10 protein-coding genes are annotated in these 12,796 nt (G+C 54.0%); 8 read left to right on the forward strand and 2 right to left on the reverse strand.

Going from position 1 to position 12,796, the window contains the following annotated elements; all coding sequences use genetic code 11:
* Nucleotides 1-22: 22 nt before the first annotated feature.
* Nucleotides 23-1,297, forward strand: coding sequence for an ATP-dependent RNA helicase RhlB (gene rhlB, locus ACU6TU_RS06480; RefSeq protein ID WP_447143741.1), 1,275 nt, complete (start codon nt 23-25; stop codon nt 1,295-1,297).
* A 5-nt stretch (nt 1,298-1,302) separates the two neighbouring features.
* Complete coding sequence (dinG, locus tag ACU6TU_RS06485) at nt 1,303-3,429, forward strand: ATP-dependent DNA helicase DinG (protein WP_447143742.1); 2,127 nt, start codon at nt 1,303-1,305, stop codon at nt 3,427-3,429.
* Between the two features lie 50 nt (nt 3,430-3,479).
* Here dinG and ACU6TU_RS06490 read toward each other — a convergent pair whose 3' ends face one another.
* Entirely contained in the window at nt 3,480-4,556 is a 1,077-nt protein-coding gene (locus ACU6TU_RS06490) for a 3-deoxy-7-phosphoheptulonate synthase (RefSeq protein WP_447143743.1), read from the reverse strand.
* 406 nt (nt 4,557-4,962) lie between these two features.
* Between ACU6TU_RS06490 and rpoE the strand changes: the two genes are divergently transcribed.
* The 4 genes from rpoE (at nt 4,963) to ACU6TU_RS06510 (ending at nt 8,772) form a co-directional block, all read left to right on the forward strand.
* On the forward strand, nt 4,963-5,565 hold the full coding sequence (gene rpoE / locus ACU6TU_RS06495; protein ID WP_447143744.1) for an RNA polymerase sigma factor RpoE: 603 nt from the start codon (nt 4,963-4,965) through the stop codon (nt 5,563-5,565).
* Nucleotides 5,566-5,968: 403 nt separating this feature from the next.
* The gene (locus ACU6TU_RS06500; protein ID WP_447143745.1) at nt 5,969-6,718 is read left to right on the forward strand and encodes a sigma-E factor negative regulatory protein; all 750 of its coding nucleotides are present in this window, start codon (nt 5,969-5,971) and stop codon (nt 6,716-6,718) included.
* 29 nt (nt 6,719-6,747) lie between these two features.
* Nucleotides 6,748-7,251 carry a SoxR reducing system RseC family protein gene (locus ACU6TU_RS06505; RefSeq protein WP_447143746.1) on the forward strand — a complete coding sequence of 168 codons (504 nt, stop codon included), beginning with the start codon at nt 6,748-6,750 and terminating at the stop codon, nt 7,249-7,251.
* Between the two features lie 105 nt (nt 7,252-7,356).
* Nucleotides 7,357-8,772 carry a DegQ family serine endoprotease gene (locus tag ACU6TU_RS06510; protein WP_447143747.1) on the forward strand — a complete coding sequence of 472 codons (1,416 nt, stop codon included), beginning with the start codon at nt 7,357-7,359 and terminating at the stop codon, nt 8,770-8,772.
* A gap of 82 nt (nt 8,773-8,854) precedes the next feature.
* Here the strand turns inward: ACU6TU_RS06510 and ACU6TU_RS06515 are convergent, their stop codons facing one another.
* Nucleotides 8,855-9,757, reverse strand: coding sequence for a GGDEF domain-containing protein (locus tag ACU6TU_RS06515; RefSeq protein ID WP_447143748.1), 903 nt, complete (start codon nt 9,755-9,757; stop codon nt 8,855-8,857).
* A 400-nt stretch (nt 9,758-10,157) separates the two neighbouring features.
* Between ACU6TU_RS06515 and lepA the strand changes: the two genes are divergently transcribed.
* Both lepA and lepB read left to right on the forward strand, forming a co-directional pair.
* Nucleotides 10,158-11,972, forward strand: coding sequence for a translation elongation factor 4 (gene lepA, locus ACU6TU_RS06520; protein WP_447143749.1), 1,815 nt, complete (start codon nt 10,158-10,160; stop codon nt 11,970-11,972).
* 15 nt (nt 11,973-11,987) lie between these two features.
* On the forward strand, nt 11,988-12,791 hold the full coding sequence (gene lepB / locus ACU6TU_RS06525; protein WP_447143750.1) for a signal peptidase I: 804 nt from the start codon (nt 11,988-11,990) through the stop codon (nt 12,789-12,791).
* Nucleotides 12,792-12,796: the final 5 nt, after the last annotated feature.

Consider the following 12,796-nt stretch of genomic DNA (forward strand, 5'->3'; position numbering starts at 1 on the left):
GCAACGAACGAATAGAGAGCCTATGAGCGAGCCGGAACAGACCCCCGCATCGGCCCAGAACCGTAAACCTAAACGTCGTCGTCGCAAGCCGCGTCGTCGCCAATCAAGCTGGGATCTTCGCCAGTTTCAGGTTCCCGCCGTCGCGGGCAAATGGCGCTTTCACGATTTTGATCTGCCGCTACCCCTGATGCGTGCCATTCATGCCCAAGGGTTTGAATACTGCACGCCGATTCAGGCCGAAGCGCTTCGCCAGACCCTGCTGGGTGGCGATATTGTGGGTAAAGCGCAAACCGGTACCGGGAAAACGGCCGCCTTTCTGATTTCCATGCTGGCGTATTTTCTCGAAGAGCCGACGCCGGATGGCCAGAAACAGGGCGCGCCGCGTGCCTTGGTGATTGCACCTACGCGTGAACTGGCACTGCAGATTGAAAAAGATGCCCGTGCCCTGGCGCGCTTTACCAAGCTGAATGTGGCTAGCGTCGTTGGTGGGATGGATTACCAGAAGCAGCGCGACAGCCTTGGTAAGAAAATCGATATTCTGGTGGCAACGCCCGGTCGTCTGCTGGATTTCCATCAGAAGAAGGATATCGACCTCGGCGAAGTGGAAGTGCTGGTGCTGGATGAAGCCGACCGCATGTTGTCGATGGGCTTTATTCCGGACGTGAAACGTATCATTCGTTACACGCCCAGCAAAGACGCGCGTCAGACCTTCCTGTTTTCCGCCACCTTTACGGAAGACATCCTGAATCTGGCCAGCCAGTGGACGGTCGACCCTGCGCATGTGGAAATCGAAGTCACCATCGAAAACCAGGCGGACATTGATCAGCGTGTCTATATGGTGTCTGACGATGACAAGCAGCGCCTGTTGGTCAGCTTGCTGGAGCAGGAAAGCTTCGAGCGTGTGATGGTGTTCGGTAACCGTCGTGACCTGGTTCGCAAGCTCAATGACGTGTTGGCCAAAGCCGGCATTAATGCGGCCATGCTGTCGGGTGATGTGCCCCAGGCACAGCGCATCAAAACGCTTGAGCGTTTCCGCGAAGGGGAAATTCAGGTGTTGGTGGCAACCGATGTGGCCGGTCGTGGGATTCATATCGATGATGTCAGCCACGTCATTAATTACACCTTGCCGGAAGACCCCGAAGATTACGTTCACCGTATTGGGCGGACTGGCCGGGCAGGCGCAAAAGGTGTCTCCATCAGCTTTGTGGGTGAAGAAGATGCCTTCTCGCTGCCGGAAATCGAACGCTATATCGATGAAAAACTGCCCTGCGAACATCCGCCGGAAGGTTTGCTTTAAGCCTTATGCTGGATGACGCGCTAAAAGGCGAAATTCAGGCGGCCTATCGTCAGGTGGTGGAAAAGCTGTCGCTGACCCCTCGCTATGGCCAGCGCCTGATGATGGCAGAAATCGCCCGAACGTTGGGCGGTATCAGCATGGATGACGAAGGCAAGCGCCAGAACGATACGCATGTGTGCGTGCTGGAAGCTGGCACGGGTACGGGTAAAACCCTGGCATACCTGCTGTCGGCCTTGCCGATTGCCAAAGCCCAGGGAAAGCGCCTGATTATCTCCACGGCGACGATTGCGCTCCAGGAGCAGGTGCTTAATCAGGACCTTCCCATGCTTGCCCGCCACAGCGGGCTGGCCTTTCGTTATGCGCTGGCCAAGGGGCGGGGCCGTTATGTATGCGTGGCGCGCCTTGATCAGGCATCGGGAGGTAGCGAGCCTAATCCCGCCATGTCACTGTTCGAGCAGGATATGGAGTCGGGCAACAGCGAGTTTGAGGCGCTGGCGAAGGAGATGGTCGACGCCTATGGGAAGGGCGAGTGGCAGGGCGACCGGGATAGCTGGCCGGAAAGCATTGATGCCCAGAGCTGGCGACGTTTGACAGTCGATCATCGTCAGTGCACCAATCGCCGCTGTGGGCATTTCGCCGCGTGCGCCTTTTTTCGCGCACGGCGTGATCTGGAAGAAGCCGATGTGATCGTTGCCAATCACGATCTGGTGCTGGCGGATCTGTCACTTGGCGGTGGTGCCATTCTGCCAGCGCCCGAAGATGCCATTTTTATCTTTGATGAAGGCCACCATCTGCCGGATAAAGCGCTGTCGCATTTTGCGCATCGTTTCGCCGTGCACGGTTGTCTGGGCTGGATTAAAACCCTCAAGGGTAGCCTGACTGAACTCAACCAGGCATTAGGTGCCCAGCACACCGTTGCACGCCTGCTGGCGACATTGCCGGATACGCTTCAGGCGCTGGAGCCGCTGCTCGGGGATGTGTTCCAGACCGGCTATCAGTTGGCCGAGCGCCCCAATGGGTTACACGATGATGAAACCTTCAAGCAGATGCGCTTTGAAGGGGGCAAGGCACCCGAAGCGTTGCGCGAGCAAGCCAGCCAGCTGGTCACGGTGTTTGCGACCCTGGCGCGTAGCCTGGAAAGTATCGGTGACATTCTGCGCGAGAGCCTGGACCCGGATAAGCAGACCGGGCTTGACCGCGAACAGGCGGAAGCCTGGCTGCCCCTGGTGGCGCTGGTGCACGGCCGGGCAGATGACGCCCATGCGCTATGGACGGCAATGGGGGCGGTGGATCCGGCGAATGCCCCGCCAAGTGCCCGCTGGATAACGTTGAACCGCGTCAATGGCGAAGCAGATATTGAATTTTCGGCAAGTCCGGTATCGGCTGCCCCTACGTTAGCAAAGCATTTATGGGGGCGCTGTCATGGTGCCGTGGTGACCTCGGCCACGCTCACCGCGCTGGGGCGTTTTGAACGGCTTCAGGAGCGGGCCGGTCTGGCCAGCCGCTACCGTTATCAGGCGCTACCCAGCCCGTTTGATTACGCCAATGCAGTGCTTAGCGTGCCGCAGGCGGCACAAGACCCGAGCAACCGTGAGGTACATGAACAGGCGATTGTAGATTTTGTGACCGACCTTGGGGACGACGAGGCAACGCTGGTGCTGTTTTCTTCGCGGGCACAGTTGCGGGCGGTCGAGAAATCTCTGCCTGCCTCTGTTAAGGCGCGGGTGCTGGCGCAGGATGCTCTGCCCAAGCGGGAATTGCTGGAGCGTCATCGTCATGCGGTGGATGCCGGAAAGGGCAGTATCATCTTCGGGCTGGCAAGTTTTGCAGAAGGGATTGATCTGCCCGGCGACTATTTGACGCATGTGGTGATTACGCGGTTGCCGTTTGCCGTGCCGGATGACCCGGTCGGCGCGACCCTGGCAGAGTGGATAGAAAGTCAGGGCGGAAATGCCTTTATGCGGATCAGTGTTCCCGATGCGTCCATCAAGCTGGTGCAGGCCTGCGGGCGATTGATTCGCAAGGAAAGCGATAGAGGGCGGATTACGTTACTGGATCGACGGGTTCTGACGCGCCGCTACGGCAAGGCGCTGCTGGATGCGTTGCCGCCGTTTCGGCGCGAAATTGCCTGAGATGCCCGATTGGCTGTTTCTTACTGACACTAACCAATCGGGCCTTCTCGTTAAGCGCTGATTCGCTTGGCGAGTGTGGCCGCCAGTTTTTCGTTCATTTCAGTGAACGCTTTCACGGTGGCATCCCAGTCGATACAGGCATCGGTAATGGAAACGCCGTAGGTGAGCTGGCTCAGATCGGCAGGCACTTTCTGATTGCCCCAGCCAATGTTCGACTCGACCATCAAGCCGATAATCGACGTGTTGCCATCCAGAATCTGGTTGGTGACATTTTCAAGCACCAACGGCTGTAATGCCGGGTCCTTGTTGGAGTTGGCATGCGAGCAGTCGATCATGATGTTGGGCGATAGGCCAGCTTTCTTGAGCTCTTTTTCTGCCAGCGCTACGCTCACGCTATCGTAGTTGGGCTTGCCGTTACCGCCGCGCAGCACGACATGGCCGTAAGCATTGCCACGGGTACGAATGATGGCGACCTGGCCTTCATGGTTGATGCCCAGGAAGTTGTGCGGGCTGGCAACCGATTGAAGGGCATTGATGGCAACATCGAGACTGCCGTCCGTGCCGTTTTTGAAGCCGACCGGCCCTGAAAGGCCAGACGCCATTTCCCGGTGAGTCTGGGATTCGGTGGTGCGCGCACCGACGGCCGACCAGCTGATGCAATCCTGCATGTACTGAGGAGAAATCGGATCAAGGGCTTCAGTGGCCAGAGGCAAGCCGATTTCTGCCAGATCGACCAGCAAACGACGGGCAATATGTAGGCCTTCCTCGATTTCAAAGGAGTCATTCAGATGCGGGTCGTTGATCAGGCCTTTCCAGCCGACAGTGGTACGTGGCTTTTCAAAATAGACGCGCATGACGATATACAGGCTATCACTGACCTTGTCAGCCAGCTCACGTAAACGCTTGGCGTAGTCTTTGGCAGCGTTGACATCGTGAATGGAGCACGGACCAACGACAACCAGTAGGCGCGGGTCCTTGCCGTCGAGAATATTCTGGATGGTTTGACGGCCCTCGATGACGGAGCGTTCAGCCTGATCGGTCAGGGGAACGGCTTTCTTGAGGGCTTCCGGTGTAATGAGTACGTCCTGAGCGAGCACGTTTAGGTTATTCACCTGCTGTTCTGACATCTTGCTACCTGTAATTGAACGAGGGTTAATGACGTGGTTCTGAAATAATCTTGATAAGTCAAAGTAGTTGCAACTTTATAGTGCCTGCCATCGCTTGGCCAGTGATCAAAAACCAATTGTCATGGAAACTGACAGACGGCTTGGGCAGATCACCGACTCAACCGCTTGATGCAAAGGCCAGAACGCGTAACACTACTCACTTTAAATTCGATGGCCGTGCCGATGTCTGACGGCGAATGCTGTCAGCGACGTGAAAATTGGTCGTCTGTTTGTGTGAACTGTTAAACCACATGCCCAAGGGACGCTATGCCGCTTGCCGTGAATGCCCAGAATGATCAGGGACCGTATCAGGATACCTCCGCGCCGCTAGACGGATCAGAGGAGTGTTTGCAAGAGGAGCGTGTGCATGGACACTCGTGAGACAGACCAACAGCTTGTCGAGCGGGCGCAGAAAGGCGATAACCAGGCGTTTGATCTTCTGGTCAAGAAATATCAGCACAAGATCATCGGCTTGATTGGTCGCTATGTGCATGACCATTCGGAAGTTCAGGACGTTGCTCAGGAAGCGTTTATCAAGGCTTACCGTGCCTTGGGAAATTTTCGTTCAGAAAGCGCTTTCTACACCTGGATGTACCGTATCGCCATCAATACCGCGAAAAATCATCTGGTGTCTCGTAGCCGCCGTCCGCCGGGCAGTGATGTTGATATCAGCGATGCTGAAATTGTTGACCAAAGCGGACGACTTGCCGACAGCGAATCGCCGGAAGCCGCCATTGCGCGTGATCAGCTTGAGGCTGCCGTCTACGAGGCAATAGAAAATCTGCCGGATGATTTGCGCACTGCCATTACCCTGCGTGAGCTGGATGGCCTGGCGTATGAAGATATTGCCCAGATTATGCAGTGCCCGGTAGGTACCGTGCGCTCGCGTATTTTCCGTGCACGTGAAGCCGTGGATGAGCATATTCGTCCTCTGGTGACCACGACTCGCAACAGCCGCGACGAGATATAGGTTGCGCTGAATCCGAAATTTTGTTGCTAAGGCATTGTTAGTGTTGTGTTTTTATTGAAATAGTGCTGCTGATGCATTGTTAATGAAACATTGCTGCTGGACGTGTTGTCATTGGAAACACTGCGATGGGAAATGTTTTTGCTGGATTACGAAATTGTATTGAACTGTTACGAAAATCCAGCGTCCTAGAGTAGGCAAGTTAGCCAATAAGGCTGCCCAATGAAGGCAGCCACCATCCCACAACGGTGGGAAGACGTCAGGGTCTTGGATTGGGGAAGCATGTCAAGGTGCCGATAGCATTGTGCTCTATGAGCCAAGCGCTGTAATGAACGTCACGGATGATTTCACTGCATGACGTTCAGGTTGATGATCATGCCCCCGGATTATTGTGAGGATGTAAAGTATGAGTCAGAACACGCATGAATCGCTTTCAGCATTAATGGATGGTGAAAGTGATGAGCTGGAGTTGCGTCGGGTACTGAAGGCTTTGGCCAGCGACAGTGATTCGGCCGATACCTGGCGGCGCTATCATCTGGCCCGTAGCCTTATGCAACGTGATCGGGATATTGATGTCAGCGTGGATCTTTCCGCTGGTGTCATGGCGCGACTTCAGGATGAGCCCGTACCGCTTGGTAATGATGCCTCCTTGACAGACGTTGCTTCGACAGACGTTGCTTCAAAATCGCGTAAATCATCATTCTCGTTAGCACGAGGGGCGGGGATAGCCGCAACGGTTTCTCTGATGGTAATTACGGGCGTTCAGTATTTTAACAGCGGCTCCGACACGCTAGAGCAGTCTGATAGTGTTGCCAGCAGTGCACCCAGCTCTGTCAGTGCGACGCAACAGGTGCAGCCAGTGAATCTTTCCTCGCTGTCGACGCCCAACGCTGTGGTTAGCGACGTACCTGTGTTTGAACAGACGCCGTTCAGGGTGAACGGTCAGGTATCTAACAGCGGCTTTATGACAGTGGGGCAAAATGGTATGACTATGCCCAATGTGCAGCCTGCCTCTACCATGAATATTCAATCATTCGCGATGGACAGTGAGCAGTTGCGTCTTCTGCAGTCCTACTTTGAAGAACATGGACAGAGCCTGGAGCAGACTGAAACCAGCGATACCTGGTCAGCGACTTCTTCGAGCGCTGCTCAGTAATCGCCGAATCTGACATCTGAACTATCGTCATGACCCGCGACGCATATTCTGAAACCCGCCGCCTCGCAACCGTGGTGGCGCATACTCCCGAAGGGCTTCGAGTGGCTGTCAATCGGCAAGCCGGATGCAAGCGCTGTGAACAGGGTGCAGGTTGCGGTGCAGGGCTTTTTGCCCAGCGTCGGCAGTGGTTGATTGAGGTTTCTTTTCCACCACAGGCGCACAATGCATCGCAATCCGAGGCCCCGTCAGTAGGTTACGGCACTGAATCTGGTCCGCATCTGTATCCCATCGGGAGCGAAGTGACGGTAGGTCTGCCCGCCACTTCGCTAACAATGTTATCCCTTTTTGTTTATACGATTCCGCTACTCCTGGCATTGGTTCTGTCGGGGGCTGTGTCGTTGTATGATTTACCTAATCTGCCTTCCTGGAGTGCTCCCGCACTCTTTTTTATTGCCTTGATAGCAACCTTGGTAGCCCTTAAATATACGCTAGGAAACGTCATGGAGCGTTTTCGGCCGCGTTTGATTTTTTAGGTTTTTTATCAATTGCCTGAAACCTGTCATCACTCCCTGATGTCTCATTATGGCCTGTTAGTGAGAACAGTTAACGTGAACAACGTTGTCATTTAGGAGCTATTCATGAAACGTTTGATTGTGCCTGCTGTAATGGGGTGGAGTCTGGCTATTATGCTGTCACTGAGTGCCAGTGCGCAGGCCAACTCTCTCCCTGATTTTACGGAACTTGTTGAAGACGCAGCCCCTGGGGTTGTCAATATTTCTACCAGTCGTACGATACAGAGCCGGAGCGCACCTTCGTTTCATGGCTTTGGTAATGAAGACATTCCCGAGATTTTCCGTCACTTCTTTGGCGATCGTTTCCCAGTGCCACCCAGTGAAGGTGGTCGGGGTCGCAGTCAGGAACGCCAGTCCCTTGGGTCGGGTTTTATAATCAGTGAAGATGGCTACATTCTGACCAATGCGCACGTCGTCAATGAAGCTGATGAAATTCTTGTTCGCCTGAATGATCGCCGCGAACTGCCTGCACAGCTTGTTGGCAGCGACACCCAAACTGATGTGGCATTGCTGAAAGTCGATGTTGATGAATTGCCAACGCTGGAATTGGGCGATTCTGACGAGCTGAAAGTGGGCGAATGGGTCGCTGCCATTGGCTCGCCGTTTGGTTTTGACCATTCCGTCACTGCCGGTATCGTCAGTGCGATCAATCGCACGCTGCCACGCGATGTTTATGTGCCTTTTATCCAGACAGACGTGGCGATTAATCCGGGGAATTCCGGTGGTCCGTTGTTTAATCTTGATGGCGAAGTCGTCGGTATCAACTCCCAGATATTTACCCGCAGCGGTGGCTTTATGGGGGTTTCTTTTGCTATTCCGATTAACGTTGCCATGGATGTTGCCGACCAGTTGCGTGAGGACGGCCGTGTGAACCGCGGTTGGCTGGGGGTCATGATTCAGCCGGTATCCCGCGATCTGGCGGAGTCGTTCGGCATGGATGATGCCAAAGGGGCGCTGATCGCTGATCTTGACCCTGAAGGACCAGCCGCCGAAGGAGGGCTCCTTGCTGGAGATGTCATCCTTGAGGTCAATGGTGAAGAAGTCGACCGGTCCAGTGCGTTGCCGCGTCTGATCGGCCGAGTGGCGCCTGGTGATGAAGTGAATCTGTTGCTGCTGCGTGATGGTGAGGAAGTCTCCCAGGAAGTTGAACTGGGACGCTGGCCCAACAGTGAAGACGAAAGTGGATTGGCTAACAGTGATAACCAGACGAGCCTGGGGGTTGTTGTTCGCGAAATCGACCAACCAACCCGTGAGCGTCTGAATGTTCAGGGTGGCGTTGAGGTGGTTGAAGTTGAACCGCAAAGCATCGCTTCCCAGGCTGGCCTGAAGCGCGGCGATATTCTGGTCAGTATTGATCACCGCATCGTGACGTCAGCGCAAGAAATGCGCGATATTGTTGCAGAACTGCCGGGTGATCGGGCAATACCGCTGCGTCTTTTCCGCGATGGTCGTTCGCTGTTTGTGGCATTGCGCCTTGAATAAGCGTTTATGACCTGCCGTTAAAGGTATTCCTGACGGCCGAAAGTAAAGAGGCCACCCAGTGCAGCTTGCCGGGTGGCTTTTTTTAGGCCGGTACGACTCTATCTTTGCCCAGTCCCTTGGCTTCATAAAGGGCTATATCGGCACGTTTTAGCGTGTCTTCGTAGGAACGGTCTGTCGGTATCATGGCGGTAACGCCAATGCTGGCCGTGACGATAGTATCATCCACTGAAAATCGGCTTAACGCCTTTCTAAGACACTGATTCAAGCGTCTGGCCGTTTGCATTGCCTTTTCATGTTCCGTATTGAAAAGAGCCAGGACAAACTCATCCCCCCCAAAGCGACAGGCCGTATCAGTTTTTCTAAGCTCTGATCGGCAAATGTTGGCGGCGGCCATAATCATTTCATCGCCAACATGATGCCCCTGGGAGTCATTGATTTTCTTAAGATTGTCCAAGTCAAACATCAGGATGGAAGTTGGCGTGCCATTGCGTACGAAGGATTCGTAGTGAAGCGTCAGGTCACGTTCCAGTTTCCTGCGGTTGAAAAGGCCGGTGAGCTGATCCGTATCGCTTAATTCGCGAAGTTGGGTTTCCAGCTTATGCCGCTCTGAAATGTTACTTGCTACCCAAAGAACCACCGCTTCATCATCTACCAGAAAATCCAGAGCCTGAATGCGCCCTTCAAACCATATGGGTTCCTCGGGGCCTTCATCTGGCAGGCCTTTTACATCTTTGTTGCTCAGTTCGTATTCTTCAACCAGTAACTTTCGTGAGCTCAGTGCCCGATCAATCTGTTGAAGAAACCAGTTTGCCTTTGCCGGTTTGACAAGTTCAGGAATGTAGAGGCCAACGAGGCCAGTGCCGTCGTGGTAATAGCGGGAATCGCTGCCGCCGAATACTGCGACATATTTGCCGCTTCGAGACAGGATAAAAGCAGGGTCCGGGAGGGCCTTTAATACCGCGGCCATCTGCTCAACGTTAATCATAAGAATGTTTCTTCTGAGCGATCATCAATAGTCACACATTATCCAGTGTAGGAACCTGCGTTAACGGGGTGATGACGCAACAACTTTTGCTGGCAGGAAGAACCAACGCAGACAGTTGAAAGCGTTGTTGAGTCAGCTCGAAAGCATCAGCCCGCTGCTTCTTTTCAGGGCTTACTTTATGCATAAATGATGTATAGGTCACGTATTAATAGCGTGAGTCATAATTCTGCTTTGGGTTGAGGGCTGCTCTAAGGGAATTCTCATTGCAGTCAGTCCGGGCGATATGACGACAGCCCAGCCTCGCCAGTGTACAATACCTCCCAATTTTATTTTCTAGCGCCCATTAGCATGTTCATAACGCTGTGCATGGCTGCGTACACAGACCGGACTTCGTCGGCAAATGAATCAAGAAAATTCTAAAGATCTCAGCAAAATACGTAATTTCTCTATTATTGCCCACATCGACCACGGGAAATCCACCCTGTCGGACCGATTGATTCAGACCTGTGGGGGGCTAACCGAGCGTGAGCTGAAAGAGCAAGTGCTTGATTCCATGGATATTGAGCGCGAGCGTGGCATTACCATCAAGGCTCAGTCGGTGACGCTGGACTATCACGCGCTTGACGGTGAGGTTTACCAGCTTAACTTTATCGATACGCCGGGCCACGTGGATTTCTCCTATGAAGTCTCGCGTTCCCTGTATGCCTGTGAAGGTGCACTGCTGGTGGTCGATGCGGCGCAAGGGGTCGAAGCGCAGTCCGTGGCTAACTGCTACACAGCGGTTGAACAGGGGCTTGAAGTATTGCCGGTTCTCAACAAGATTGACTTGCCTCAGGCAGACCCGGACCGCGTTGCCCAGGAAATAGAGGAAATCATCGGTATCGATGCGACGGATGCCTGTCAGGTGTCGGCGAAAAGCGGCATTGGTATTGATGCGTTGCTGGAACGCCTGGTGCGTGATATTCCTCCGCCCAAGGGAAATCGTGATGGACCGCTGCAAGCGTTGATTATTGACTCCTGGTTCGACAACTATCTGGGCGTCGTGTCACTGATTCGCGTGTTTGATGGCACCTTGCGCAAGGGAGACAAAGTTCGCATCAAGTCGACCGGGCGTGACTGGGGCGCGACGGAAGTGGGTATTTTTACGCCGCTGCGCAAGCAAACCAACATCCTCCGCGCGGGGGAAGTCGGGTTTCTGGTCGCCGGTATCAAGGATATTCATGGCGCGCCTGTCGGCGATACCATTACCCACGCCAAGACGCCGGATGTCGAGCGTCTGCCGGGTTTCCAGAAGGTCAAACCGCAGGTGTACGCGGGGATGTTTCCGGTCAGTGCCGATGACTATGAAGACTTCCGTGACGCATTGGAAAAGCTGGCGCTTAATGATGCGTCGCTGGAATATGAGCCTGAAAACTCGGATGCGCTGGGCTTTGGTTTCCGTGTAGGTTTTCTCGGCACGCTGCACATGGAGATCGTTCAGGAGCGCGTGGAACGTGAGTATGGCCTTGATCTGCTGACCACGGCTCCCACGGTGGTGTACGAGCTGGCGTTGAAGAATGGCGATATCCAGTACGTTTCCAACCCGTCCAAGCTGCCTGACCTGGCGGATATTGAAGAAATGCGCGAACCCATCGTGCGTGCCAGTATCCTGGTGCCGCAGGATTACGTGGGCAATGTGATCGCGGAGTGCGAGCAGCGTCGTGGTACTCAGTTGGATATGCAGTTTCTGGGTAACCAGATCCAGCTGACCTATGAACTGCCAATGTCTGAAGTGGTCATGGATTTCTTTGACCGGCTCAAGTCCATCTCCAAAGGCTATGCGTCGCTTGAATATAACTTCGAACGCTTCGAAGCGGCCAAGCTGGTGCGGCTTGATGTCCTGATTAACGGCGACAAGGTTGATGCACTGGCTGTCATTATTCACCGTGATCATGCGCATTCCCGTGGACGCCTGCTGGTGGAAAAAATGAAAGAACTGATTCCGCGTCAGATGTTTGATGTGGCGATTCAGGCAGCGATTGGTGGTCAGGTAGTCGCCCGCTCGACGGTTAAGGCATTGCGTAAAAATGTCACCGCCAAGTGCTATGGTGGCGATGTATCACGTAAGAAAAAGCTGCTTGAAAAACAGAAAGCAGGTAAAAAACGCATGAAGCAGGTCGGGCGGGTAGAAATTCCCCAGGATGCTTTCCTCGCTGTGCTCAAGGTTAACGATTAGGGATATATAGCCCCCATGGACTTTTCATTATTGCTGGTCATTGCGGTGTTGCTGTCGGGCGCCATTTATTTACTGGATGTTTTGGTGTTTCGGCCCAAGCGTCGTCAGCGCACCGAGGCAGCCGATGCCGCCAGTGAAAAAGGCCTTGATCCTGCGAGTCGTGAAACATTACTCAAAGAACCCTGGCCGGTCGATTACGCACGCTCCTTTTTTCCTGTGCTGCTGGTGGTATTGGTGGTGCGCAGCTTCATTGTCGAGCCATTTCAGATTCCATCCGGGTCGATGAAACCCACCCTTGAGGTCGGGGATTTCATTCTGGTCAACAAGTATGCCTATGGGTTGCGTCTGCCTGTGACACACCAGAAGATTCTGGAAATGGATAAGCCTGAGCGTGGTGATGTCATGGTGTTCCGCTTTCCTGAGGACCCTTCGATCAACTTTATCAAGCGCGTCGTGGGGCTGCCCGGCGATATTATTCGTTATGAAGGCAAACAGCTCTTCATCAACGATGAAAGGATCGGTAAGCAGCTATTGGAAGAAGCGCCTGACGCATCGCCACAGCAGTTATTGCTGGAAGAACAGCTTAACGACGCCCCTCACCAGATTTACAATAATCCGCGTGACCCTGGACCTCAGCTGCGTGCTGTTCAGGTGCCGGAAGGGCATTATTTTACCATGGGCGATAACCGCGACCATTCCAATGACAGCCGTTACTGGGGCTTTGTACCGGAAGAAAATATCGTCGGCCGTGCCTTTGCCGTCTGGATGCACTGGGACGGTGGTCTGCCCAGTTTCAGCGAGGTGCGTCGCATTGATTAAGCGAC

The sequence above is a fragment of the Halomonas sp. LS-001 genome (assembly GCF_052983955.1).

Bases quoted from the DNA above. Each gene is read 5' to 3' on its own strand.
- rhlB (WP_447143741.1), top strand. From the start codon at position 23: ATGAGCGAGCCGGAACAGACCCCCGCATCGGCCCAGAACCGTAAACCT.
- dinG (WP_447143742.1), top strand. From the start codon at position 1,303: ATGCTGGATGACGCGCTAAAAGGCGAAATTCAGGCGGCCTATCGTCAG.
- ACU6TU_RS06490 (WP_447143743.1), bottom strand. From the start codon at position 4,556: ATGTCAGAACAGCAGGTGAATAACCTAAACGTGCTCGCTCAGGACGTA.
- rpoE (WP_447143744.1), top strand. From the start codon at position 4,963: ATGGACACTCGTGAGACAGACCAACAGCTTGTCGAGCGGGCGCAGAAA.
- ACU6TU_RS06500 (WP_447143745.1), top strand. From the start codon at position 5,969: ATGAGTCAGAACACGCATGAATCGCTTTCAGCATTAATGGATGGTGAA.
- ACU6TU_RS06505 (WP_447143746.1), top strand. From the start codon at position 6,748: ATGACCCGCGACGCATATTCTGAAACCCGCCGCCTCGCAACCGTGGTG.
- ACU6TU_RS06510 (WP_447143747.1), top strand. From the start codon at position 7,357: ATGAAACGTTTGATTGTGCCTGCTGTAATGGGGTGGAGTCTGGCTATT.
- ACU6TU_RS06515 (WP_447143748.1), bottom strand. From the start codon at position 9,757: ATGATTAACGTTGAGCAGATGGCCGCGGTATTAAAGGCCCTCCCGGAC.
- lepA (WP_447143749.1), top strand. From the start codon at position 10,158: ATGAATCAAGAAAATTCTAAAGATCTCAGCAAAATACGTAATTTCTCT.
- lepB (WP_447143750.1), top strand. From the start codon at position 11,988: ATGGACTTTTCATTATTGCTGGTCATTGCGGTGTTGCTGTCGGGCGCC.